Below are 23,729 nucleotides of genomic sequence, written 5' to 3' on the forward strand. Positions count from 1 at the left end.
GTCGCGCACGGGGTGAGTGCGCGGCGGCCTGCCTCTTGTCCAGCCGGTCAGCTGCGCGGCATCGGGGGCATCGGTCGGATGTCGGGCGCGACCTGTGTGCTGGGCGTCGCCCGCATGATCGTGATGAGCCGGTCGGTCAGCTCCAGCGTCCCGACGGCTGGATCGTCGTAGCCGAGCACCCGGTGACCGCGTATGACGCTCACCACCAGGTCGGTGATCTCCCGCGGGGTCTTGCCCACCTCGGCCTTGACCACCGGCCGTTCGACGATGTCGAGCCCGCTGCCCTGCTGGATGAGGTCCTCCATCACCATGCCGGCGGAGGGGCTGAGCACCGAGAGGCCGAGCAGACGGCCGGCGGCGCTGGCGCTGGTGATGACCGCGTCGGCGCCGGACTGCTTGAGCAGCGGCGCGTTCTCTTCCTCCCGCACGGCGGCCACGATGTTCGCCCCGCGGTTGAGCTGGCGGGCCGTCAGCGCCACCAGGACCGCCGTGTCGTCGCGCTGGGTGGCGATGATGATCTGGCGCGCCTTGTGCACCTCGGCCCGCTTCAGCACCTCACTGCGCGTCGCGTCCCCGACGATGCCCGCGTAGCCCTCTGCGGTCGCGGCGTCGATCACCTTGGAGCTCGGGTCGACGACGACGACCTGTTCCTTCTTCAGGCCCGTCGCGCAGACGGTCCGGATCGCCGACCTGCCCTTCGTGCCAAAGCCGATGACGACGGTGTGATCGCGCAAGGTGGACCTCCAGCGGGTCAGTCGCCACTCCTCCCGGGTGCGTTCGGTGAGGGCTTCGAGGGTGGTGCCGACCAGGATGATCAGGAACAGCACGCGCAGGGGCGTGACGACGAGGATGTTCGTGAGCCGGGCGGCGTCACTGGCAGGGGTGATGTCGCCGTACCCGGTGGTGGAAAGGGTGACGGTCGCGTAGTAGAAGGCGTCGAGGAGGGTGAGACCGCCGCCCGCGTTGTCGTTGTAGCCGTCGCGGTCGGCATAGACGATCAGCGCGGTCACGACGAGGACCGCCAGTGCCATGGAGAGCCGCCTGGCGACCTGGCGGATCGGGTGCTCCACCACTTTCCTCGGGAGTTTCACCCGATGGGTCACCAGATGCTCGTCCGCCTGGCGGGCAATCGCGTCTTGGCCTGGAAGTTTCACGTGAAACACACTCCGATGCCTCCGGACGCCCAGGGCAGGTCGAGCAGTTCCGCCTCCTGCCCCGCGCGGGCACCGCCCGGGGTCACGACCGCCAGGGCGTCGGCCGCCGCGATGCCGCGCAGCATGGCAGGCCCGTTGTAGTGCAGCGGCACGACCTGGTCGCCCCGCAGGACGACCGGGACGAGCCGGGTGTCGTACGGGTGCCCGTGCACGGCGTCCCTGAGCGGCAGCGTGTACGGCTCCGGGGCCGGGCGGGCCGCGAGGGTCCGCAGCAACGGCTCGGCGAGCGTCAGCAGCCCGGAGACGGCGGCGAGCGGGTTGCCCGGCAGGCCGACGAGGTGCTGGGTCTCCGTGATGCGGGCCAGCAGCATGGGATGGCCGGGGCGCACCTTGACGCCGTCCACGAGGAGTTCGGCACCGATGCGGCGCAGGGTGGGGTGGACGTGGTCGACGGGGCCGGCGGCGGTGCCGCCGGTGGTGACGACGACATCGGCGTCGGACGTGGTGATCGCCCGGTGCAGGGCGTCGGCGTCGTCGCGGATGCGTCGTACGGCGGTGACCTCTGCGCCGAGCGCACGCAGCCAGGGCGGCAGCATCGGGCCGAGCGCGTCCCGGATCAACCCGTCGTGCGGCCGTCCCTCGGTGAGCAACTCGTCGCCGAGGACCAGGACTTCGGCACGAGGGCGTGGGACGGCGGTGACGGTGTCGTATCCGGCGGCGGCCGCGAGACCGAGTACGGCCGGGGTGATGAGGGCGCCTACGGGGAGCAACTGGTCGCCGCTGCGGCACTCCTGGCCGCGCGGGCGGATGTCCTGGCCGGGGACGACGTCCCTGGTCGCGTACAGGCGGCCCTTGTCGTCGGTGCGGCCGTGCTCGCTGCGCAGAACGGCGGTGGTGTCCGGGGGGATGCGGGCGCCGGTGGCGATCCGGACGGCCTCGCCGTCGGTCAAGGGCTCGTGTGCGGCGTGCCCGGCCAGGACGCCGTCGTCCCGTACGTCCCAGGGGGCGGGCCCGGCGACCGCCCAGCCGTCCATCGCGGAGGTGTCGAAGGAGGGGAGGTCGGTGAGGGCGTCGAGGGGGGCGGCCAGGGCGAGCCCGAGAGCGGCTTCGAGAGGCACGGAGACGGGCCGGCGGCGGGCGGCCCGGGTGGTGCTCCGGGCGGCGCGTGCGGCGATGGCCCGGGCCTCCGGCCAGGGGGTGGCGTGGTGGCGCGTGTCGGGCCGGGAGGAGGTGTCCGGCTGGTCGGGAGCGCGGCGGCTGTCCGTCTCACCTCGTTCGGCGGGGCCGGGCAGGTCGTTGCTGTTGTTCACGAGGGCGAGCACCTCCTCGACGTCGAGGTCCTCGGCGTCCTCACCGGCGCGTGTGCCGTGCGGGGTCATCCGGCGTCCGGGCGGGTGTCGGGCGTCGCGTCGGGGGCGACGTCACCGTGCACGGGGGTGCTCCCCGGCCGGGCGCCGGGGGGCTGGGCCTCGGAGGTGCTCTCCTCAGCCCAGCGGGCGGCGAGAGCCGCGGCCTTGCGGGCGGCCTCGGCGACCGCCTCGGGGCCTCCGTCGGCCCGCGCGGCGGCATAGCCGACGAGGAAGGTGGTCAGCGGCGCCGCTGGCCGGGCCACACCGTGGGCGGCGTCGCGGGCGAGGTCGAGCAGAACGCCGGTGTCGACATCGAGGTCGATCCCCAGTTCGTCCTTGACGGCGGAAATCCATTCATCCAACACGTGCCCATGCTCCCTGATACGTGCCCTGGCGGTGGCGATGTCGTCCCAGGTGTCGCAGTCGAAGGACGCGACGGGGTCGGAGATACGGGTGAGGTTCAGCTCGGCGATGAGGCGCCGCAGCGGCAGACCGGCGAGACCGTCGTGCCGGTCGGTGAGGAGCGCGAGCACCTCGCGCAGCCGAGACACGTCGTACGCGGCCACGAGCGGCTGGTCGCGGCCCTCGGGGTCGGTCAGCAGCACGCCGTCGGCGGCGCTCGCCCGGAGCGTGCTCAGCAGCCGGTCGACCGTGCGCTCCTCCAGGAAGGGCAGATCGGCGGAGAGCACCACGACGTGCTCCGCCGTGGTGTGCCGCAGCCCGGCGTCGAGCGCGGCGAGCGGGCCGCCGCCGGGCGGGTCCTCGTGGGCCCAGGTCACGGGTCGTGCCGTCGGCCGGGGCGCGGCGACGACGACGGTGCCGCGGGCGCCCGCACATGCGGCGAGCACGCGGTCGAGCAGGGCCCGGCCGCCCACGCGCACACCGGGTTTGTCAGCGCCGCCGAGGCGCCTGGCGGCACCCCCGGCGAGCACGACCGCGTCGTACGCGGCGGGGTCCGGCCGCTGCGCGGAGCCGGAACCGGTGCCGGATTCACCCGGGAACTCGTAGGCGGTCACCCCCCGAGTATGCGTGCCCCCGCGATCACAAGGAACGCGGGGGAACCGACACGATCAGGGGCACCGGCTCGCGGGCCGAACAGGAATCACAGCGTCCGCAGCAGCACCGCCGGCTGTTCCACGCAGTCCGCCACGTAGCGCAGGAAGCCGCCCGCCGTGCCGCCGTCGCACACCCGGTGGTCGAAGGTGAGCGAGAGCTGGACGACCTGCCGCACCGCCAGCTCGCCCTCGTGCACCCAGGGCTTGGGGACGATGCGGCCGACGCCGAGCATGGCCGCCTCGGGGTGGTTGATGATCGGTGTGGAGCCGTCGACGCCGAAGACTCCGTAGTTGTTCAACGTGAAGGTCCCGCCGGTGAGTTCCGCGGGCGTCAGCGTCCCGGTCCGGCCCGCCTCGGTCAGCCGGGCGAACTCGGCGGTCAGCGACTCGGCGTCGCGCGCGTGCGCGTCCCGGACGACCGGGACGACGAGCCCCCGGTCGGTCTGCGCGGCGAAGCCCAGGTGTACGTGGTCGAACCGGACGACCTCCCTGGCCTCCGCGTCCACGGTGGAGTTGAGCTCGGGGAAGCGGGCGAGGGCCGCCGTGCAGATCCGGGCCAGCAGGGCCAGGAGGGAGATCTTCGGGCCGCCGGCCGCGTTCATGGCCGTGCGCGCCCGCATCAGCTCGGTGGCGTCGGCGTCCACCCAGCAGGTCGCGTCCGGGATCTCGCGACGGCTGCGCGTGAGCTTGTCGGCGACGGCGCCCCGGATGCCCTTGAGCGGGGTGCGGACCTCGCCGTGGGCCGCTGTCGCGGTGGGCTGCGGTGCGGTGGCCGTGCTCGTGGTCTGCGACACGGGTGTGCGGGGCTCCGCCGTCGGAGCCGTCGCACCCGATGGGGCAGCGGCACTCAGGGCGTACTCGACATCCGCCCGCAGGATCAGCCCGTCGGGGCCGGAGCCGGTCAGCTCCCGCAGGTCAACGCCGTTCTGCCGGGCCAGTCGGCGAACCAGGGGCGAGATCACGGGAACGGGGCCGTCCTCGGTCTCGGGGGCACCGGCCTGCCCGTTCACCGCCGCCGGGACAGCGCCCTGTCCGTTCACTTCCCGGGAGCCTGCCGCGGACGCACCGGACACCGGCCTCTCCTGGCGCACCCTGCGTCGCCGCGCGGGTGCCTCGGACGTGCCGTATCCGACCAGGACGTTCCCGGATGCCTCGGCGCTCGCGGCCCCGGCGTCCCCGGTAACGGACGCCGGCCGCTCCCCCACCGCCACCGTGATCAGCGGCGCACCGACGGGCAGTTCCGTGCCCTCCTCGCCGAAGCGGGCCGTGACCACACCGCCGTAGGGGCAGGGCACCTCGACCATCGCCTTGGCCGTCTCGACCTCGACGACCGGCTGGTCGATGGCGACCACGTCGCCGACCTCGACCAGCCAGCGCACGATCTCCGCCTCGGTGAGCCCTTCACCGAGGTCGGGCAGCTTGAACTCGAGCACCTGTGCCATCAGCTCTCGGCCTCCCACTGCAGACGCCCCACGGCGTCCAGGATCCGGTCCACCCCGGGCAGGTGGTGGCGCTCCAGCATCGGCGGCGGATACGGGACGTCGAACCCGGCCACGCGCAGCACCGGCGCCTCCAGGTGGTGGAAGCAGCGCTCCGTGACCCGGGCCGCGATCTCCCCGCCCGGGCCGCCGAAGGAGCCCGACTCGTGGACGACGACCGCGCGTCCCGTCCGCCGCACCGAGGCGCACACCGTCTCGTCGTCGAACGGCACCAGGGAGCGCAGGTCGACGACTTCGAGGTCCCAGCCCTCGGCCCTGGCCGCCTCGGCCGCCTCCATGCAAACGGGTACGGACGGCCCGTACGTGATGAGCGTGGCGCTCCGGCCCGAGCGCCGCACCACCGCGCGGCCGATCGGCTCGACGGGCGCCGGCTCCTCCGGGTTCCAGGAGTCCTTCGACCAGTACAGCCGCTTCGGCTCCAGGAAGACGACCGGGTCGTCGGAGGCGATCGCGGCGCGCAGCAGGCCGTAGGCGTCGGCGACGGTGGCCGGGGTGACGACATGGAGCCCCGGAGTCGCCATGTAGTACGCCTCGGAGGAGTCGCTGTGGTGCTCGACGCCGCCGATGCCTCCGCCGTAGGGGACGCGGATGGTGATCGGGAGGGGCATCTTCCCGCGGGTGCGGTTGCGCATGCGGGACACGTGCGAGATGAGCTGCTCGAACGCCGGGTAGGCGAACGCGTCGAACTGCATCTCCACGACCGGGCGCAGGCCGTACATGGCCATGCCCACCGCCGTGCCAAGGATCCCCGCCTCCGCGAGCGGGGTGTCCGTGCAGCGGTCCTCGCCGAACTCCTTGGCGAGTCCGTCGGTGACGCGGAAGACGCCGCCGAGGGTGCCGACGTCCTCACCCATGACGTGCACGGCGGGGTCGGCGGCCATGGCGTCGCGCAGCGCGCGCGTGAGGGCCTGCGCCATGGTGGCCGGCTTGACGGCGACGGTGGTCATCGGTGCGTGCCCCCTTCCGGTGCGGTCTCGGCCTCGGCCTCCAGCTCGGCCCGCAGCTGTTCCCGCTGGTCGCGCAGTTGGGAGGTGGGCTCGGCGTAGACGTGGGCGAACAGGTCCATGGGGTCGAGCGCCGGGTCCTGGTTCATGTGCTCGCGCAGGTCGGCGGCCATCGCCTCGGCGGCGTCCCGTGCGGCCTGCTTTCCGGCCTCGTCGAGCAGGCCGCGCGCGGTCAGCTCCCGCTCCAGCAGCTGGATCGGGTCGTGCTCGCGCCAGGTCTCGACCTCGGCGTCGCCGCGGTAGCGGGTCGCGTCGTCGGCGTTGGTGTGGGCGTCGACGCGGTAGGTGATCGCCTCGACGAGGGTGGGTCCGCCACCCTCGCGGGCGTGGCGCACGGCGTCGCTCAGCACCTCGTGCACGGCGGCGGCGTCGTTGCCGTCGACCAGGCGGCCGGGCATGCCGTAGCCGACGGCCTTGTGGGCCAGCGACGGGGCCGCGGTCTGCTTGGCGAGCGGTACGGAGATCGCGAAGCCGTTGTTCTGCACCAGGAAGACGACCGGCGCCTGCCAGACGGCGGCGAAGTTCAGCGCCTCGTGGAAGTCGCCCTCGCTGGTGCCGCCGTCGCCGACCATGGCCAGCGCGACCACGTCGTCGCCCTTGAGGCGGGCGGCGTGCGCGAGGCCCACGGCGTGCGGCAGCTGGGTGGCGAGCGGGGTGGACAGGGGGGCGACCCGGTGTTCGTAGGGGTCATAGCCGGTGTGCCAGTCGCCGCGCAGCAGCGTGAGCGCCTCCACGGGGTCCACACCACGGGCCACGACGGCGAGCGTGTCGCGATAGCTGGGGAAGAGCCAGTCCCGCTCCTTCAGCACGAGCGCGGCGGCGATCTCGCAGGCCTCCTGGCCGGTGGTGGAGGGGTAGACGGCGAGGCGGCCCTGCTTGGTGAGCGCGGTGGCCTGCGCGTTGTAGCGGCGACCGCGGACCAGCTGGGCGTACAGCGTGCGCAGCAGCTCCGGGTCGGCCTGCGCGGCCGCCTCGGTGCCGAGGACGCGGTACGGCTCGGCGTCGGGCAGCAGCGGCGCGGGGTCCGTGCGGGGCTGCCAGGCGGGCGGCGGGGTCGGCCGGTACGCGCCCCGCTGCTCCATGACCGTCATGACGGCACCTCCTCGTGGGAGCGGCTTCGTGCAGGCGCGTCGGCTGTGATGCGCCTCACCTACCGATTGTTCGGTCGCCGGCACATTTTGGCTACGGGTGGCCTCAGGCTGTGGACAAACGGTTCTCCACAGCCTGAGATGTACGCAGTACGTCCATGGCAGGGAGGCGGACGCAGGTGGCATCTGAACGAATGGCCGAAAGCCAGGACGACAGCGCCCTGCCGCCGCCGCGTCCGCTGGACGCCATCGACCAGGACATCCTGCGCATGCTCCAGGCGGACGGCCGCTCCTCGATACGGTCGGTCGCCGAGCGGGTCCACGTCTCGCGCGCCAACGCCTACGCCCGCATCAACCGGCTCGTCGAGGACGGCGTCATCCGCGGCTTCGGCGCCCGGGTCAACCACGAACGGGCAGGTCAGGGGACGTCCGCCTACATCACCCTGAAGATCGTGCAGAACTCCTGGCGCACCGTGCGCGAGGAGCTCAGACAGCTGCCCGGAGCCTCGCACATCGCCCTGGTGGGCGGGGATTTCGACGTGCTGCTGCTGGTGCACGTGTCCGACAACCGGGCGCTGCGCGAGCTGGTGCTGACCCGGCTCCAGGCGATCCCGCAGGTGCTCAGCACGCGCACGCTGCTGGTGTTCGAGGAGGAGGACCTGGAGCCGCAGGGCTGAGCGGCCGGGCCGGGCCCGTCAGCCCGAGGCCACCGCGACACCGAGCAGCACCGCGAACGTCACCGGGAGCAGCGCGCATCCGAGCCCCGTGCCCGCCGCTGCTATCCGCAGTCCGCGCAGGGACCGGCGGTGCGGCAGCACCCAGGCGAGCACGAGAAGGCCGGTCGCCCAGAACAGCACGCCCGAGAAGGCTCCGGGGCCGTCCTGGGCGGCGAACCAGCGGTACTCCAGCACGAGAAGCGGCAGGCCGAGCAGGGTGGCCACGAGCGGGGCCCGCCACCACGTCCGGTGGGTGGCGGGGGAGGGCGGCGTGTCATGTCCGGGCATGCACCCACCCCATCACCGCGCGGTGGCCGGGACATCGTCACGCGTACTCATCCCGTCCGCGCGCGGGTACTCACGCCGGGGGCCGCGGTCAGGCGGCTTTGCGCAGGCCTGAGAAGGCCACCTGCACCACCGCGTCGGCCACCTCGCGCTCGCTCATGCCCCGCCCGCCCGGCCGGTACCACTCGACGATCGAGTTGATCATGCCGAAGACCAGCCGGGTCACCAGCCGCACCTCTATGTCGCCGCGCACGTCCCCGTCCGCCGCGGCGGCCTTGAGCAGGTCGGCGACCCGGTGGTCGAAGTCGCGGCGCCGCTCCAGCGCCCACCGCTCGGTGTCCGTGTTGCCGCGCACGCGCAGCAGCAGAGTCACGTAGGGCAGCTCGGCTATGAGCACCTCGACCATGCGCCGCACGACGTACTCCAGGCGCTCGGCGGCGCGCCCCACGCGCGCGTGCTCCTCGTCGAGGATCCCGAAGAGACCGTCCAGGGCCCGGCTCACGGCCCGGCGCAGCAGCTCCTCCTTGCCGGTGACGTGGTGGTAGATCGACGACTTGGAGATGCCGGCCGCCTTGGAGAGGTGCTCCATGGAGGTGCCGTCGTAGCCGCGCTCGTTGAACACCCGGACGGCGACGGACAGCAGTGTGTCCGGCGTGTAGGTGTCGCGCTTGGCTGTGGTCATGAGGCGCTGTCCTCCCGCTTGTCGGAGGCGTGGGCGTGGCGGTACAGCGCGAGGGACGGCGCGTAACGCCCCGAGGGGTCGCGCAGGTGGAGGTCGTCCAGGAGCGCGTAGGCCCAGGAGCGGCCGAGCCGGCGGCTCCACTCGAAGGGACCCAGGGGGTAGTTGACGCCGAGGCGCATCGCGGTGTCGATGTCCTCCTCGGTTGCCACGCCCTTGGCGACGGCGTCGTGCGCCAGGTCGATGATCCGCGCGACCGTACGGGCGACGATCATGCCGGGGACGTCGCCGATGACGCTGACCTTCTTGCCGAGCGCCTGGAACAGGCCGATGGCCTCGGCGAGGGTCTGCGGGGAGGTGTCCTGGGAGGCGGACAGGGCGATCCGGGTGGCCTTGCGGTAGTCCAGGGCGAGGTCGAAGTAGACGACGTCCCGGAACTCCACGGAGGTCTGCCCGTCGGCGAGGACGAGCTGGCCCCCGCTCGGCAACACCATGCGGGTGCCGTTGTCCTCGTCCTCGTCGCGCACCGGGATGCCCGCCTCGCGGATCAGCGGGAGCAGATCGGAGGCCGGGCCCAGGTCGCCCTCGGCGACGACGTACGCGGGCGGCTGCCGCCGCTCGGCGGTGTCCGCCTCGGGACGCTCGGCGCCGTCGCGGTGGTCGTACCAGCCGTGGCCGGTCTTGCGGCCCAGCCGGCCGGACTCGACCAGGCGCCGCTGGGCGAGGGACGGCGTGAAGCGCACGTCCTGGAAGAAGGACTGCCAGACCGACTGGGTGACGGACTCGTTGACGTCCTGGCCGATCAGGTCGGTCAGTTCGAACGCGCCCATCCTGAAGCCGCCCGACTCGCGCAGCACGGCGTCGATGGTGGCCGGGTCGGCGCCCTGCGCCTCGTACACCGCGAAGGCCTCGGCGTAGAAGGGCCGGGCGATGCGGTTGACGATGAAGCCGGGGGTGTCCGCGCAGGCGACCGGCGTCTTGCCCCAGGCGCGGGCGGTCTCGTACGCGCGCGTGGCGTACGTGACGTCGGTGGCGAACCCGGAGACGACCTCGACCAGCGGCAGCAGCGGGGCGGGGTTGAAGAAGTGCAGGCCGACGAAGCGGCCGGGGGAGCGCAGGGCGCCGCCGATGGCGGTGACGGACAGGGACGAGGTGTTGGTGGCGAGCAGACAGTCGTCGTCGACGATGTCCTCCAGCCCGCGGAACAGGTCCTGTTTGACGTCCAGCCGCTCCAGGACCGCCTCGACGACCAGGGCGCAGTCGGCGAGGTCGGCGAGGTCCTCGGCGGGCAGCAGCCGGGCGCGGGCGGCGTCCCGGTCGGGGCCGGTGAGCCGGTCCTTCTCGACGAGCCGGTCCAGTCGGGCGCCGATCGCGTCGGCGGCCCCCCGTGCGCGCCCGGGGATGGTGTCGTACAGGCGTACGGGATGGCCCGCGACCAGCGCGACCTGGGCGATTCCCTGGCCCATGGTGCCGGTGCCGACGACGGCCACGGGGCTGCTGAGGTCGAGTGCTGTCATGTGCGCGATCCTCCCGCACGGGGTTTTCCACAGATGCGGCGGACCCCCTTGAACCGACCGATCGTTCGGTTACTCTAGCTCTGTCCGAGTGTTCCTGCCCAGGTTTCTGCCCAGGTCATGAACTCGACGAAGAGTTCTTGAGACGAGGAGTTGGTCACCCATGACCGCCGCACTCTCGGCGCACGAGCTGATCGCCCGGCACCGGTCCACCCTCGACCAGGCGCTGGAAGCGATCCGCACGCGCGCGTACTGGTCCCCGCACCCCGAGCACCCCAAGGCCTACGGGGAGAACGGCAGCCTGGACGCGGCCGCGGGCAAGGCAGCCTTCGACGCCCTGCTCGGCTCCCGCCTCGACCTCGGCCAGCCGGGCACGGACGGCTGGGTGGGCGGCGAGACGTCCCCGTACGGCATCGACCTGGGCGTGACCTATCCGCACGCGGACCTCGATGTGCTGCTGCCCGCCATGAAGGCCGGTCAGCGGGCCTGGCGGGACGCGGGCGCGGAGCAGCGCGCGGTGGTCTGCCTGGAGATCCTCAAGCGCATCAGCGACCGGACGCACGAGTTCGCGCACGCGGTCATGCACACCTCCGGCCAGGCCTTCATGATGGCGTTCCAAGCGGGCGGGCCGCACGCGCAGGACCGCGGCCTGGAGGCGGTGGCCTACGCCTACGTGGAGCAGGTGCGCACACCCGACAACGCCGAGTGGACCAAGCCGCAGGGCAAGCGCGACCCGCTGGCCATGACCAAGCAGTTCACACCGGTCCCGCGCGGCATCGCCCTGATGATCGGCTGCAACACCTTCCCGACGTGGAACGGCTACCCGGGCCTGTTCGCCTCCCTCGCCACCGGCAACGCGGTTCTGGTCAAGCCCCACCCGCGCGCGGTGCTGCCCCTCGCCCTCACCGTGCAGGTCGCGCGCGAGGTGCTCGCCGAGACCGGCTTCGACCCGAACCTGATGGCGCTGGCCGCGGAGCGCCCGGGCGAGGGCATCGCCAAGACGCTGGCCCTGCGCCCCGAGATCCGGATCATCGACTACACGGGCTCGACCGAGTTCGGCGACTGGCTGGAGGCCAACGCCCGCCAGGCCCAGGTCTACACGGAGAAGGCCGGCGTCAACACCGTCGTCGTCCACTCCACGTCCGACTACAAGGGCATGCTCTCCAACCTGGCGTTCTCGCTGTCCCTGTACAGCGGCCAGATGTGCACGACCCCGCAGAACCTGCTCGTCCCGCGCGAGGGCATCTCCACGGACCAGGGCCCCAAGTCGTACGACGAGGTGGTCGCGGATCTCGCGAAGTCGGTGGACGGGCTGCTGGGCGACGACGCCCGGGCCAACGCGCTGCTGGGCGCGATCGTCAACCCGGACGTGAAGGCCCGGCTGGAGGCCGCGGCGGGGCTGGGCGAAGTCGCCCTCGCCTCCCGGGAGATCACCAACCCGGACTTCCCGGGCGCGGTCGTCCGTACGCCGGTGATCGTGAAGCTGGACGGGGCCAAGCCCGACGCGGAGGCCGCGTACATGAGCGAGTGCTTCGGGCCGGTCTCCTTCGCCGTGTCGGTCGACTCGGCGGCGGACGCGGCGGAGCTGTTGCGGCGGACCGTCCGTGAGAAGGGCGCGATGACCGTCGGGGCGTACACGACCGACCCGGAGGTCGAGCAGGCCGTGCGGGAGGTGTGCCTGGAGGAGGCGGCGCAGTTGTCGCTGAATCTCACGGGTGGGGTGTATGTGAACCAGACGGCCGCGTTCTCGGACTTCCACGGGTCGGGGGGTAATCCGGCGGCCAGTGCGGCGCTGTGTGACGGGGCGTTCGTGGCCAACCGGTTCCGGGTGGTCGAGGTGCGGCGGGAAGCCTAGGAGCTCGGGAGGTGCGGTGATTGCGCGGCTGCCGGTGCGTCGTGGTTTGTCGCGCAGTTCCCCGCGCCCCTGAGGGCCACACCACAGCTCCAGTGGTACAGGGTCATGGCCACACTGGTCGCCAGGTTGTAGCTGGAGACCTGAGGACGCATCGGCAGGGACAGCAAGTGGTCGGCCCGGGCGCGCAGCTCGGGCGACAGGCCCGTGCGTTCCGAGCCGAAGGCCAGGACGGCGTCGTCCGGGAGCTTCATGGCCCGGATGTCGTCGCCCTCCGGGTCGAGTGCGAACAGCGGGCCGGGCGGCAGGTCGGACACCTCCAGCCGCTCCACCGCCGTCGCAAAGTGCAACCCGGCCCCGCCGCGGACGACCGTGGGGTGCCAGGGGTCGACCGTCCCCGTCGTCACCACGCCGGTCGCTCCGAAGCCGGCGGCCAGGCGGATCACAGCCCCCGCGTTGCCCAGGTTGCGCGGATTGTCGAGGACCACGACGGGGGCCGTGCGGGGCGTGTGCGCCAGCCTCTCGAGGTTCGACGCGCGGGAGGGCCGTACCGCCAGGGCGGCCACGGCGGTGGGGTGCGGGCGCGGGACGAACGACGCGTACGTCTCGTGCGGCACCTCCGTCAGCAGCCCGGCCAGCGCGTCCCGTACGTCCGGGGCCAGCTCGTCGGCGAGGGCGATCGTGGCCGCCCGGTCGGCCGTGACCGCGACGGGCACCTCGGCGCCGAACCGCACGGCGTGCTTGAGGGCGTGGAAGCCGTCGAGCAGGACGGTGCTGCCGGCGAGCCGGCGCCAGACGGTCACGGGGTCGGTCATGTCCCGAAGCCTACGTGCGTGGCCTCGGGGCGCTCGGGGGCGTGCTGCTGCTCGGGGGCCTGTCCGGGCCCGCCGCGCCGCAGCAGCCGGTCACGGGCGCGTGCGGCCCAGCTGCCCATGCGGCGCAGGAAGGTCGTCGGCAGGAACACCGCGTCCGCCGCGATCATCGCCAGCGAGAAGAACGGCAGCCCGAGGACGACGGCGATCACGGCATGCTCGGTAATCATGACCGCCAGCAGGACGTTCTTCACCCGCCGGTTGAACAGCGTGAACGGGAAGGCGACCTGCACGAGGACCGTCCCGTAGGTCACGAGCATCACCATCGTGCCGCTGGCGGACAGCAGGTCGGCGAGCCCGGGCCAGGGCGAGAAGGACTCCAGGTGGAGCGGGTAGTAGACGGCGGTGCCGTCCTGCCAGCGGGAGCCCTGGATCTTGTACCAGCCGGCCGTCGCGTAGATCAGGCACGCCTCGGCCATGATCACGAGCAGGGCGCCGTTGTGCACGATGTCGGCGACGACGTCGAGCATGATCCGCGGCTCACCGGGCTTCGCACGGCGCCCGGCCAGCCACCACAGGGCCTGCGCCAGCCACACGGTCCACAGCAGTACCGGTATCAGCCAGTCGCCCTCCATCCGGCCGGTCAGGGTCGCCGCGACCAGCACGAACCCGAGCACACCCCACAGGGCCGGGCCGGTGCGGTCCGTGACCCGCTCGCCCCGCGCCTGTGCCGCCCGGGCGCGCGCGGCCCGCCGGGCGTCCAGCGACCACACCTGGGCGCAGCGCGTGAACACCAGGTAGACCGACATCAGGTGCAGCACGTTGTCGCCACCGTCGCCCATGAAGACGCTGCGGTTCTGGAGCGACAGCACGCCGACCATGAACAGCACCGACATGGTGCGGGTGCGCCAGCCCAGCATCAGCAGGGCACTGGCGAGGATCGCGAGCAGGTAGACGGTCTCGAACCAGATCCCGCCGTCCGACCACATGAGAGTGGTGAAGGCCTTGTTGGTCCCGATCAGCTGCTCGGCGAGATTCCAGCTCCAGGGCCCGTCGGGGCCGTAGAGCTCGTGGCGGTGGGGGAACTCGCGCAGCAGGAAGAGCAGCCAGGTCGCGCTGAAGCCGATGCGGATCACGGCGGTCTGGTACGGGCCGAGGGCGGCCTCGGTGACCTGGGCGATACCGCGCGAGACAGCCAGGGAGAAGCGGTTCACCGCACACCACCCCCGGCCTCGTCCTCCGGCACCGGCCACCACGGCAGCTCGCGGTAGGCCGGCGTCGTGGAGACCTTCTCGCGGCTCCACTTCGGCGGGGGCACGTTGCTGGTGCGGGAGCGGGCCTGGACGCGCTCGATGACACCGCCGCCCCCGGTGGTGGCCCGCACGGCGTCGTCGCGGTCGAGGCGCAGCACCACGATCCGGCGCAGGTAAGACTCGGACAGCGAGCCGCGCAGGCCCACCGGGCGGTTCTCGCTGTCGTGCGTCGCGAGGAAGAAGTCCCAGGCGCGGCGCAGCTCGTTCTGCTGGGTGTGGCTGGGCAGCAGGTTGCCGTCGATGGCCCGGCCGTCCTCGGCGGACAGGTCGTACCAGCCGGTGGTCAGCGTCCCGCCCTCCCCGTCCCGGACCTCGGCGCGGACCTGGATCGAGATGTTCTGCTGGAGCGGGTTCGGCGCGAAGAGCTTCCAGTTCTGCTCGAACTCGGGGTAGATCCAGTCGTCCACGGCCTTGCCGTGCTCCCTGGTGACGGTGTTCGGCGGCGCGACGTGCAGGAACATCATCCCGACGTGCGCACAGACCCCCACCGCGACGAACGCGAGCGCCAGCGCGACACCGATCTGGTAGCGAGGGGAGAGCGCGGCGATACCGGCGCGGGGTCCGGCGGGCGGGTCCGACGCGGCGGGCGGGTGCGGCCCGGCAGACCCGACCGAAGGGGTGAGCGCGCCCGGCTCGGCAGGCGCGCCCCACTCGGCAGGCACACCCGGCTCGGCCGGCCCGTCCGCCCCGTGCCTGGCGTTCGAGCCTCCGTCGTACGCGTCCATTCAGCCCCGTTCCACAATCCCGGTCCGTCGTTCCGTCCGCCCGGCCGCCAGGGCGTCGCACCGCCCGCGCTCCGCTGCGGCACGTCGGCACGGGCACGGTACTCAGGCCGCCCACCCGGGCACAGCCTCTTCCGCCGGTTCCGGCCGTGGCCGTCACCACACCACGGGAGCCGACCCGAAGCCGACCGAAGCCGACGGAAAGTTGACCGGAAGCCGACCGTACGGCGCTCGTGCCCGCCGGAAAGCGGCGATCCCCCTGGTCCACAGGGGACCCCCGCAGGTTATCCACAGGGCGCCGGGGCAGGTCGCCCCCAGGAGTGACACCCTACGGCGCCCGCCCGTACACCCATTCCCTTCTTCTAGAACCTGTTCTATCTTGCGCCTCGACAGCTCAGATCAGCTCAAGTCAGCTCAACGGGCGGCCGGAAGGACGGGCATCGTGGACTTCACCTTCACCGAGGAGCAGCAGGCGGCGGCCGAGGCGGCGAAGGGCGTGTTCGCCGGGGTCGCGCCGGACGCCGTGCCCAGCCCGGCCCTCACTCCGGGCGCCGTCGCCGACACCTTCGACCGCGCCCTGTGGGCCGAACTCGCCGACGCCGACCTGCTGAGCCTGCTGCTGGACGCGCGCTACGGCGGGGCCGGGCTGGACGCGATCGCGCTGTGCCTGGTGCTGCGGGAATCGGCGCGGGTGTTGGCCAGGGTGCCGCTGCTGGAGAACAGCGCGGCAGCCGCCGCCGTCCAGGCCTTCGGCGGCGAGGAGGTGAAGTCCGCCCTGCCGGCCCGGGCGGGCCGGGGAGAACTCGTGCTGACCGTCGCCGCGCACGGCCGCACCGGCCACGACCCGGCCGAGCTCGCCGTGACCGCACGGCAGGACGGCGAGGCGTGGGTGCTGGACGGAGTGCAGACGGCGGTGCCGTGGGCGTACGACGCGGACGTCACGGTCGTCCCGGCGCACACGGAAACGGGCCGGACCGTGCTTGCCCTGGTGCCCCGCGGCCAGGACGGGGCCGTCCTGGCCGAGCAGTTCTCCACGAGCGGTGAGCGGCTCGGCGAGCTGCGGCTGGAGTCGGCGCGGCTGGCCGCCCGGGACGTGATCGACGCCGACGGGGCGTGGGAGTGGCTGCGGGACCTGCTGGCCACCGGGACGTGTGCGCTGGCGCTCGGGCTCGGGGAGCGCGTGCTGCGGATGACCGGGGAGTACACGAGCGAGCGGGAGCAGTTCGGCTTCCCGATCGCGACCTTCCAGGCCGTCGCCGTACAGGCCGCCGACCGCTACATCGACCTGCGCGCGATGGAGGCCACGCTGTGGCAGGCCGCGTGGCGGATCGCCTCGGGGGCGCCGGGCGTGCTGCCCGCCGCCGGTGACGTCGCCGTCGCCAAGATCTGGGCGGCGGAGGGCGTACGCCGGGTCGTGCAGACCGCGCAGCATCTGCACGGAGGGTTCGGCGCCGACATCGACTACCCCCTGCACCGGTACCACGCCTGGGCCAAGCACCTGGAGCTGTCGCTCGGCCCGGCGGCGGCGCACGAGGAGGCCCTGGGCGACCTGCTGGCGGCCCACCCACTGGCCTGAACCACCGGCGGGTGGGCGCTACCGGGCGTTACAGGACGAAGCCGGGCTGCCCGTCGTCCGTCACGACGGGACGGCCCGCCGCCTGCCACACCTGCATGCCGCCGTCGACGTTCACGGCGTCGATGCCCTGCTGGGCCAGGTACATCGTGACCTGGGCGGAGCGCCCGCCGGAGCGGCAGATCACATGGACCCGGCCGTCCTGCGGGGCGGCCTCGGTCAGCTCGCCGTACCGGGCGACGAACTCGCTGATGGGGATGTGCAGCGCCCCTTCGGCATGACCGGCCTTCCACTCGTCGTCCTCCCGGACGTCCAGCAGGAAGTCGCCGTCCTTGAGGTCCGCGATCTCGACCGTGGGCACACCAGCTCCGAAACTCATGCGTCCGACGCTACCCGAACCGGCCCGTGCCCCGGCCGCGGCTCAGCCCTCCGCGAGCAGCGCGGCCAGCTCCCGCTCCCGCTCGGTGACCTGGGTGAGCAGCTGCTGCCCGATCTCGTCCAGGAGGCCGTCCGGGTCGTCCGGGGCCAGCTGGAGCATGTGGCCTATGGCGCTCTCCTCCAGCTCTTTGGCGAGCAGGGCGAGCAGTTCCTTGCGCTGGGCGAGCCATTCGAGGCGGGTGTAGAGCTCCTCGGCGCGACTCGGGCGCCGCTTCAGCTCCGGCCCGGCGGCCCATTCCTCGGCGAGTTCCCGCAGCTCCGCCTCGTCGCCCCGGGCGTAGGCGGCGTTCACCCGGGTGATGAACTCCTCACGCCGCTCGCGTTCCTTCTCCTCCTGCGCCAGGTCCGGGTGGGCCTTGCGGGCCAGCTCGCGGTAGAGCTTGCGGGCCTCCTCGCTGGGGCGGACCCGCTGCGGTGGCCGGACCGCCTGGTCCGTGAGCATCGCCACGGCTTCCGGGAACAGGCCGCTGTCGTCCATCCAGCCGTTCAGCAGCTCGTCGACACCGGGGATCGGCGCGAGCCGGCCCCTGGCCTCCTCAGCCCGGCGCCGGTCCTCCGGGTCGCCGCTGCGGGCGGCCCTGGCCTCGAGGATCCGGGCGTCCAGCTCCTCCAGCCGGGCGTACAGCGGACCGAGCTTCTGTTCGTGCAGCCGGGAGAAGTTCTCGACCTCGACGCGGAAGGTCTCCACCGCGATCTCGTACTCGATCAGCGCCTGCTCGGCGGCCCGCACGGCCTGCTCAAGCCGCGCCTCGGGCCGCGCCGCGTCGCCTTCGGGCGTCACCCGTTCCTCACCGGCGCCGCCACCACCCTGCTCAGCTTCCGGGGTCGTCACCCGACCAGCGTAGGCCACGATCGGCTCGTGTCCGTGCCCCTGCCCTCCGGTGACCCGACCAGGGGTGGTCAGACCCCCATCTCCGCGGCGACCCTCCCCGCCCGCACCCCTGCCACCAGGTCCGTATGGTCCGCCTCGGTACGGTCCGCATAGGCGACGGCGAACGCGGCCATCGCCTCGTCCAGCTCCTCGCTCTTGCCGCAGTAACCGGCGATGAGGCGGGGGTCGGCGCTGTGGGCGTGGGCGCGGGCCAGGAGGGCGCCGGTCATCCGGCCGTAGTCGTCTATCTGGTCGGCGGCCAGGGCGGCCGGATCGACGCTGCCCTTGCGGTTGCGGAACTGGCGGACCTGGAAGGGGCGCCCGTCGACCGTTGTCCAACCCAGCAGAATGTCGCTCACGACCTGCATCCGCTTCTGCCCCAGCACGACCCGCCGGCCCTCGTGGTCGGCCACCGGCGCGTCGAAACCGGCCGTCACCAGGTGCGGCACCAGCGCCGACGCCCGCGCCTCCTTCACCTGGAGCACCAGCGGCTCACCCCGGTGGTCCAGGAGCAGCACGACGTAGGACCGGGCGCCGACACTGCCGGTGCCGACGACGCGGAACGCCACGTCGTGCACCGCGTGCCGGGCGAGGAGCGGCAGGCGGTCCTCCGGCAGCGTGCCGACGTACTCCTCCAGGGACGCCGCCACCGCCGCGGCCTCCGCGTCCGGGACGCGCCGCAGTACCGGCGGGGCGTCGACGAAGCGGCGCCCGCCGTCCTCCGTGGTCTCCGTCGACTTGGCGGCGAAGCGGCCGCTGGTGTTGTGGCGGGCCTTCTCGGAGACCCGCTCCAGCGTGCCGAGCAGGTCATGGGCGTCCGTGTGGGAGACGAGCTCCTCGTCCGCGATGGCGTTCCACGCGTCCAGCACCGGGAGCCTGGCCAGCAGCCGCATGGTGCGGCGGTAGGCGCCCACCGCGTCGTACGCCGCCTTGCGGCACCTCTCCTCGTCCGCTCCGGCCTCCCGGCCCGCGAGCACCAGGGAGGCCGCGAGACGCTTCACGTCCCACTCCCAGGGGCCGAGCACCGTCTCGTCGAAGTCGTTGAGATCGATGACCAGGCCGCCGCGCGCGTCGCCGTACAGGCCGAAATTGGCCGCGTGGGCGTCGCCGCAGATCTGCGCCCGGATCCGGGTCATGGGGGTGCGCGCAAGGTCGTGGGCCATGAGGCCCGCGGCGCCGCGCAGAAACGCGAACGGTGTGGCGGCCATGCGGCCGACCCGGATCGGCGTGAGCTCGGGGAGCCGGCCGCGGCCCGACTCCTCGACCGCGCTCACCGCGTCGGGCCGGGAGGCGTCCAGATCGAGCGTGGCGTGCGCGCGGCGCGGGATCCGCTTGCGCAGGGCCTTGCCGTCGTCCTTGGGCGAGCCCTCGACGGGCCACTCGGCGAAACCGCGCACCCGGGGCAGTCGATGGGTCGCCCCATGGGCCGCCATGGCCTCAGCCCCTGCACCGTCCCTGGTCACACCGACCGCCTCCCCCGCACGCGCACGAACATCAACTCGTGTCGACCGTACAGCCGGCGGCCGAAACGCGTCATGCCCTGGGGACAACTCCACAGCTGTGGACAACCCGTGCGGGAACAGCCGACGAGCAGACAGGGGGAGACAAGGGCAGTCGCACTCCGGCCGACGCCTACGCCCCCGACGAGACCTGCGCCGGCACCGCCCCCTCCGGCACCCGCCCCGGCCCCTGCACCTGCACCAGCACCTGCGCCAGCACCCACTCCGCCCGCTCCACCGAGATGTCGAGCCGGGCCAGCACCGCGGGGACGGCGATGCTCGGCAGGAAGTGCTCGAACATCACGACGACGCGGCGCTCCAGATCCTGCCGTTGACAGCGCAGCTGGGACAGCAGCTGCACCCCCGAGAAGCTGCCGACCAGCAGCTCCGCCGTCTCCGCCACGTCGACATGCGGCAGCAGTTCGCCCTGCGCCTTCGCCTCGGCCAGCTGCTGCACGTTCTGGTCGATCCACATACGGAAGGCCGGAGTGCGGTCGAGGTCCATGGCCCCCTGGTCGAGGGCGAGCCCCACACTCGCGCGAACCAGCGGTTCGGAGCGCAGTCGGCGGGCCAGCACCAGCCCGGAGTCGACGAGTTCCTGGAGCTTGCTGGACTGCGGCGGGAGCGTGAGCGCGAGCTGCTCCTCGAAGACCCCCACCGCCAGCTCCTCCTTGGAACCGAAGTGGAAGTACAGCGCGCCCTTGGTGACGCCCGCCCGGTCCAGGATCTCCCCGATGGTCGCCGAGGTGTAGCCGCGTTCGTCGAAGACGGCCGCAGCCGCTTCAAGGATGGTCCGCCGGGTGCGGATCGCGCGCTCCTGTCGCGCCATCGGGTGCCTCCTGATCTCCGTCGATTCCTGTGAAATCGCTGTGCAGCGGGGGCGCGAGAGCCTGTCCCAGCGGTTTGGCAAACCCTTTGAAAAAAACCGGCTCGTCCGTATCTTAGTCAAACGCCGACCTCAGCCAGGCTGCCGATCCTGGGGGTTCTCATGCCGCAGTCAGAACCTTTAAGCGCGTCCACGGACGATCAGACCGGACAGGAGGGCCCTCCGGCAAACAGAACCGCTGCGGCCGTCGAGAACGCGCCACAAGCCGCAGTCACCGATCCCACCGGAGTCCCCGAAATTTCCGAAGTTCCCGAAGTCCCCGAAGCCACCTCGGTCACCAAGGAACTCGCCCACCGCACCACCGAGACGGACGTCTTCCCCACCCAGTGGCGCCGAATCTCCGAGTCCCGCTTCCGCTTCACCGCTCACTGGCCGGCCGCCCACGCTTTCTTCGGCCCCGTGGACGACCGACACCAGGACCCGATGATCGTGGGCGAAACGTTGCGGCAGGCCTCGATGGTGCTCGCGCACGCCGAGTTCGGAGCCCCCGCCGACACCCACTTCGTCATGTGGGACCTGACGGTCCACACCGACCCGTCCGCGCTCCTGTTGTCCGACGCCGCCGAACCGGTCGACGTCGACGTCGTGTGCTCCGAGATACGCCGTCGCGGTCGCGGCCTGCACAGCATGCGGACCACGATGGAGTTCCGCCGTGCGGGACGCTTCGTCGCCCGCGGCACCGGCAGCACCGGCTGCACCTCGCCGCTCGCCTACCGCCGTCTGCGACAGAAGCAGTTGGCCGAACTGGACACCCCGGTGCCGCTGCTGCCGGGCATCTCGCCGGCGCTCGCCGGCCGCTCCCGCCCGGAGGACGTCGTCCTCGCCCCCGCGGACCGCCCCGGCGTCTGGCTGCTGCGCGTGGACACCGGCCACCCGGTGCTCTTCCCGCGGCCCAACGACCACGTGCCCGGCATGGTCCTGTTCGAGGCGGCCCGCCAGGCAGCGACGGCCGCGTCCGGCCGGCACCCCTTCCTGCCCCGCTCGATGACGGCGACCTTCGCCCGGTACGCCGAGCTGCACAGCCCGTGCCGGATCGAGACGGAGGTGCTCGACGAGGATCAGGGAGATCCGGGAGAGACGGCCGTACGGGTCTCGGGGCGGCAGGACGGCGAGTCCGTCTTCAGCGCCACGCTGACCTGCGCGCGGCCGACCCGGGTACGGTCCCTGTCGTGACGGTCGATTTTCTGATCACGGGCGCGAGCGGCTTCGTCGGCAGCAGGGTCGCGGCCGCCGCACACCGGCAACCCGGCGTCCGCGTACGGCACTTGTCACGCCGTACCCCACCCGAAGCCGGGCCCGGCGAGTTCGTCCACGGCGACCTCGGCGACCCGCCCTCCCTGCGCGGCGCCTGCGCGGGCACCGACGTCCTGGTGCACTGCGCCACGCGGGTCGGCGGCGACGCCGAGACCGTCGAGGCCGTCAACGACCTGGGCACGCGGGCCCTGGTCGAGGAGGCCGTACGCGCCGGGGTGCGCCGGATCGTGCACGTGAGCACGGCCGCCGTGTACGGCCGGGGCCCGTTCCGCGGGGTGCGCCCCGGCGAGGTGCCGATCGCGCCCGCGTCGGCCACCAGCCGCACCCGGGCCGCCGCCGAACGGCACGTCCTCGACGCGGGCGGCCTGGTGCTGCGCCCGCACCTCGTGTACGGCGAGGGCGACCGGTGGGTCGTCCCCGGACTGGTGTGGCTGCTGGACGAATTGTCGGCGACCCTGACCGGCTGCGAGGCGCTCCAGTCGATGATCGACGTCGACGCCCTGGGCCGTGCGGTGGTGGCCGCGGCCCTGTCCCCGGCGCACGACGGCGGTGTGCACCACGTCAACCACCCCGAGCCGGTGGGGGTTCCGGACCTGCTCGGGGCGGCGTGCACGCTGCTGGAGGAGCCCGGCGGCGGTGCGGCGGTGGACGTCGCCACCGCCCTGGACCGGGCCGCCGGGAAGCCGCTCGCCCTCCATCACCTCGGCATGCTCACGGTCGACCACTGGTTCGTGGACGACGCCTTCTGGAAGGACCTCGACTGCTCTCCCGGCGAGGGGTTCGCGGCCGGATTCAGGCGCGCGGCGCCCTGGTACCGCTCGTTCCTCCAAGGCCGGAAAGCCTCCTGATCGCCTCCGCCTCCTCCGCACGCGGGCCCGGTACCGGCCCGGGGGCCCGGCCGTGCAGCAGCACGGGCAGCTCCTGGTGCCCCGTGGAGATGATGGAGCGCAACCGCTTCGGAGTCCGCGACGGATCGGCCAGGGCCAGCCTCGGGAAACGGTCGAACAGGGACGTCAGCGCCGCCGTCGCCTCGGCCATGGCCAGGGGCCGGCCCAGGCAGTGGTGCACGCCGTGGCCGAAGGAGACGTGGTCCCGGCTGGTGGACCGGGTGACGTCGAACCGTTCGGCGTCCGGGCCGTGCCGCTCGGGGTCGCGTCCGGCACCGGCGAAGGAGACCACGACCGGGTCGCCCTTCGGGATCGTCAGACCTGGCTCGATCTCGATGTCCTCGACGGCGTAGCGCAGCCCCGACATGGCACCGGGCGCCTCGAAGCGCAGCGACTCCTCTATGGCGTCCTCCCAGGTCACCTGCCCGGAGCGGACGAGTTCGAGCTGGTCGGGGTGGGCGAGCAGGCTGTGCACGGTGTTGTCGATGAGGTTGACGGTCGTCTCGAAGCCCGCGGTGAGCAGCAGGATCAGGTTGTCCATCAGCTCCTGTTCGCTGAGGCTGCCTTCGTCGTGCGCGGTCATGAGAGCCGTCGTCAGGTCGTCGGCCGGGTGCTCGCGCTTGTACTGGAGGAACGCGGTCAGCGTGCCGTACAGCTCGACCCCGTTGGCCTGGGCGTCCTCCAGGGTGATCGCCGTGTCGAAGAAACGGTTGATGATGCGGTAGAGGGCCCCCCGCGGACCGTCCTCACCCGGCGGTACGCCGAAGAGTTCGCACACCACCTCGTGCGGCACCGGTCCCGCGAACGCCGCCCGCAGGTCGACGACCTCGCCCTCGGGGATCCGCTCCAGGTCGTCCAGCGCCCGGTCGACGATCTCCTGGACGCGCGGGAGCAGCCCGTCGACGCGGCGCTTGGTGAAGGCGGCGGACATCGGCTTGCGCAGCCGGCTGTGGTCGGCGCCGTAGGCCGTGACCATGTTGCGCACCGACACCCAGATCGCGAGCGGCCAGGTGCGGGAGATGTCCCCGTTGATCCAGGCCGGCCAGTGCTGGAAGGCGTCCTTGCTCGTCTCGGGTCCGGCCAGGAGCCGCTTGTTCAGCTCCAGGCCGTTGATCCACCACGCCCGTACGCCGCCCGGGAGTTCGACCTCCACGGCGGGTCCTTGGGCCCGGATCCGGGCTATCTCGTCGTAGAGGTCCTGGCCGGACGGGTCGATCGCCAGGAAGGGGCAGGCCTGCTGTGCCATGACTCATCGCTCCTTGGTCCAGAGGCTGGGGAA

The 23,729-nt window shown here is 72.6% G+C and carries 22 protein-coding genes; 5 read left to right on the forward strand and 17 right to left on the reverse strand.

The features are described 5' to 3' along the window. Nucleotides 1–47 precede the first annotated feature (47 nt). The 6 genes from ACZ6TU_RS07440 to pdhA form a co-directional block, all read right to left on the reverse strand. Entirely contained in the window at nucleotides 48–1,154 is a 1,107-nt protein-coding gene (locus ACZ6TU_RS07440) for a potassium channel family protein (protein WP_467679284.1), read from the reverse strand. Then, the gene (locus ACZ6TU_RS07445; RefSeq protein WP_469547286.1) at nucleotides 1,151–2,533 is read right to left on the reverse strand and encodes a molybdopterin molybdotransferase MoeA; all 1,383 of its coding nucleotides are present in this window, start codon (nucleotides 2,531–2,533) and stop codon (nucleotides 1,151–1,153) included. Before ACZ6TU_RS07445 ends, ACZ6TU_RS07440 begins: the two co-directional genes overlap by 4 nt. Further along, nucleotides 2,530–3,519 (reverse strand): NTP transferase domain-containing protein, encoded by a 990-nt coding sequence (locus ACZ6TU_RS07450; protein WP_467679288.1) that lies wholly within the window; start codon nucleotides 3,517–3,519, stop codon nucleotides 2,530–2,532. Before ACZ6TU_RS07450 ends, ACZ6TU_RS07445 begins: the two co-directional genes overlap by 4 nt. Before the next feature lie 86 nt (nucleotides 3,520–3,605). Then, nucleotides 3,606–5,000: a dihydrolipoamide acetyltransferase family protein gene (locus ACZ6TU_RS07455; protein WP_467679290.1), complete on the reverse strand. Its 1,395-nt coding sequence runs from the start codon at nucleotides 4,998–5,000 to the stop codon at nucleotides 3,606–3,608. Continuing rightward, complete coding sequence (locus tag ACZ6TU_RS07460) at nucleotides 5,000–6,004, reverse strand: alpha-ketoacid dehydrogenase subunit beta (protein ID WP_356927255.1); 1,005 nt, start codon at nucleotides 6,002–6,004, stop codon at nucleotides 5,000–5,002. The genes ACZ6TU_RS07455 and ACZ6TU_RS07460 overlap by 1 nt, the downstream gene beginning before the upstream one ends. Continuing rightward, the gene (pdhA, locus tag ACZ6TU_RS07465; RefSeq protein WP_467679292.1) at nucleotides 6,001–7,152 is read right to left on the reverse strand and encodes a pyruvate dehydrogenase (acetyl-transferring) E1 component subunit alpha; all 1,152 of its coding nucleotides are present in this window, start codon (nucleotides 7,150–7,152) and stop codon (nucleotides 6,001–6,003) included. Before pdhA ends, ACZ6TU_RS07460 begins: the two co-directional genes overlap by 4 nt. Nucleotides 7,153–7,343: 191 nt before the next feature. Between pdhA and ACZ6TU_RS07470 the strand changes: the two genes are divergently transcribed. Next, on the forward strand, nucleotides 7,344–7,826 hold the full coding sequence (locus ACZ6TU_RS07470) for an Lrp/AsnC family transcriptional regulator (protein WP_467679448.1): 483 nt from the start codon (nucleotides 7,344–7,346) through the stop codon (nucleotides 7,824–7,826). An 18-nt stretch (nucleotides 7,827–7,844) separates the two neighbouring features. On the opposite strand, the gene ACZ6TU_RS07475 is transcribed toward ACZ6TU_RS07470, so the two are convergent. From ACZ6TU_RS07475 to ACZ6TU_RS07485, 3 genes are all read right to left on the reverse strand, one after another. Then, on the reverse strand, nucleotides 7,845–8,153 hold the full coding sequence (locus ACZ6TU_RS07475) for a hypothetical protein (protein ID WP_467679294.1): 309 nt from the start codon (nucleotides 8,151–8,153) through the stop codon (nucleotides 7,845–7,847). Nucleotides 8,154–8,241: 88 nt separating this feature from the next. Further along, entirely contained in the window at nucleotides 8,242–8,832 is a 591-nt protein-coding gene (locus tag ACZ6TU_RS07480; protein WP_467679296.1) for a TetR/AcrR family transcriptional regulator, read from the reverse strand. Then, nucleotides 8,829–10,346, reverse strand: coding sequence for a 3-hydroxyacyl-CoA dehydrogenase (locus tag ACZ6TU_RS07485; RefSeq protein WP_469547290.1), 1,518 nt, complete (start codon nucleotides 10,344–10,346; stop codon nucleotides 8,829–8,831). Before ACZ6TU_RS07485 ends, ACZ6TU_RS07480 begins: the two co-directional genes overlap by 4 nt. Before the next feature lie 160 nt (nucleotides 10,347–10,506). Here ACZ6TU_RS07485 and paaN point away from each other — a divergent pair, with 160 nt between their 5' ends. Then, on the forward strand, nucleotides 10,507–12,198 hold the full coding sequence (gene paaN, locus ACZ6TU_RS07490) for a phenylacetic acid degradation protein PaaN (RefSeq protein ID WP_467679300.1): 1,692 nt from the start codon (nucleotides 10,507–10,509) through the stop codon (nucleotides 12,196–12,198). Here the strand turns inward: paaN and ACZ6TU_RS07495 are convergent. The 3 genes from ACZ6TU_RS07495 to ACZ6TU_RS07505 are packed head-to-tail and all read right to left on the reverse strand — an operon-like array spanning nucleotide 12,195 to nucleotide 15,045. Beyond that, entirely contained in the window at nucleotides 12,195–13,010 is an 816-nt protein-coding gene (locus ACZ6TU_RS07495) for a TrmH family RNA methyltransferase (protein WP_467679302.1), read from the reverse strand. The two genes, paaN and ACZ6TU_RS07495, sit on opposite strands and share 4 nt — an antisense overlap. Beyond that, nucleotides 13,007–14,221: an HTTM domain-containing protein gene (locus tag ACZ6TU_RS07500; RefSeq protein ID WP_467679303.1), complete on the reverse strand. Its 1,215-nt coding sequence runs from the start codon at nucleotides 14,219–14,221 to the stop codon at nucleotides 13,007–13,009. The genes ACZ6TU_RS07495 and ACZ6TU_RS07500 overlap by 4 nt, the downstream gene beginning before the upstream one ends. Continuing rightward, nucleotides 14,218–15,045 carry a DUF5819 family protein gene (locus ACZ6TU_RS07505; RefSeq protein WP_467679305.1) on the reverse strand — a complete coding sequence of 276 codons (828 nt, stop codon included), beginning with the start codon at nucleotides 15,043–15,045 and terminating at the stop codon, nucleotides 14,218–14,220. Before ACZ6TU_RS07505 ends, ACZ6TU_RS07500 begins: the two co-directional genes overlap by 4 nt. A 439-nt stretch (nucleotides 15,046–15,484) precedes the next feature. Between ACZ6TU_RS07505 and ACZ6TU_RS07510 the strand changes: the two genes are divergently transcribed. Continuing rightward, complete coding sequence (locus ACZ6TU_RS07510; protein WP_469547294.1) at nucleotides 15,485–16,618, forward strand: acyl-CoA dehydrogenase family protein; 1,134 nt, start codon at nucleotides 15,485–15,487, stop codon at nucleotides 16,616–16,618. Between the two features lie 28 nt (nucleotides 16,619–16,646). Here the strand turns inward: ACZ6TU_RS07510 and ACZ6TU_RS07515 are convergent, their stop codons facing one another. The 4 genes from ACZ6TU_RS07515 to ACZ6TU_RS07530 all read right to left on the reverse strand — a co-directional run bounded on the left by ACZ6TU_RS07515 (nucleotide 16,647) and on the right by ACZ6TU_RS07530 (nucleotide 20,252). After that, nucleotides 16,647–16,976, reverse strand: coding sequence for a rhodanese-like domain-containing protein (locus ACZ6TU_RS07515; RefSeq protein WP_469547382.1), 330 nt, complete (start codon nucleotides 16,974–16,976; stop codon nucleotides 16,647–16,649). Nucleotides 16,977–17,036: 60 nt separating this feature from the next. Further along, complete coding sequence (locus tag ACZ6TU_RS07520) at nucleotides 17,037–17,885, reverse strand: hypothetical protein (RefSeq protein ID WP_467679309.1); 849 nt, start codon at nucleotides 17,883–17,885, stop codon at nucleotides 17,037–17,039. Between the two features lie 68 nt (nucleotides 17,886–17,953). Continuing rightward, on the reverse strand, nucleotides 17,954–19,357 hold the full coding sequence (locus ACZ6TU_RS07525; RefSeq protein WP_467679450.1) for a DUF2252 domain-containing protein: 1,404 nt from the start codon (nucleotides 19,355–19,357) through the stop codon (nucleotides 17,954–17,956). Nucleotides 19,358–19,556: 199 nt separating this feature from the next. Continuing rightward, nucleotides 19,557–20,252: a ScbR family autoregulator-binding transcription factor gene (locus tag ACZ6TU_RS07530; protein WP_467679311.1), complete on the reverse strand. Its 696-nt coding sequence runs from the start codon at nucleotides 20,250–20,252 to the stop codon at nucleotides 19,557–19,559. A 159-nt stretch (nucleotides 20,253–20,411) separates the two neighbouring features. Between ACZ6TU_RS07530 and ACZ6TU_RS07535 the strand changes: the two genes are divergently transcribed. Both ACZ6TU_RS07535 and ACZ6TU_RS07540 read left to right on the forward strand, forming a co-directional pair. Then, the gene (locus ACZ6TU_RS07535) at nucleotides 20,412–21,482 is read left to right on the forward strand and encodes a ScbA/BarX family gamma-butyrolactone biosynthesis protein (RefSeq protein WP_469547295.1); all 1,071 of its coding nucleotides are present in this window, start codon (nucleotides 20,412–20,414) and stop codon (nucleotides 21,480–21,482) included. Continuing rightward, nucleotides 21,479–22,411 carry an NAD-dependent epimerase/dehydratase family protein gene (locus tag ACZ6TU_RS07540; RefSeq protein ID WP_469547296.1) on the forward strand — a complete coding sequence of 311 codons (933 nt, stop codon included), beginning with the start codon at nucleotides 21,479–21,481 and terminating at the stop codon, nucleotides 22,409–22,411. Before ACZ6TU_RS07535 ends, ACZ6TU_RS07540 begins: the two co-directional genes overlap by 4 nt. On the opposite strand, the gene ACZ6TU_RS07545 is transcribed toward ACZ6TU_RS07540, so the two are convergent. Then, nucleotides 22,356–23,696 carry a cytochrome P450 family protein gene (locus tag ACZ6TU_RS07545; RefSeq protein ID WP_469547297.1) on the reverse strand — a complete coding sequence of 447 codons (1,341 nt, stop codon included), beginning with the start codon at nucleotides 23,694–23,696 and terminating at the stop codon, nucleotides 22,356–22,358. The two genes, ACZ6TU_RS07540 and ACZ6TU_RS07545, sit on opposite strands and share 56 nt — an antisense overlap. Nucleotides 23,697–23,729: the final 33 nt, after the last annotated feature.

Source organism: Streptomyces sp. NPDC052064, assembly GCF_055585925.1.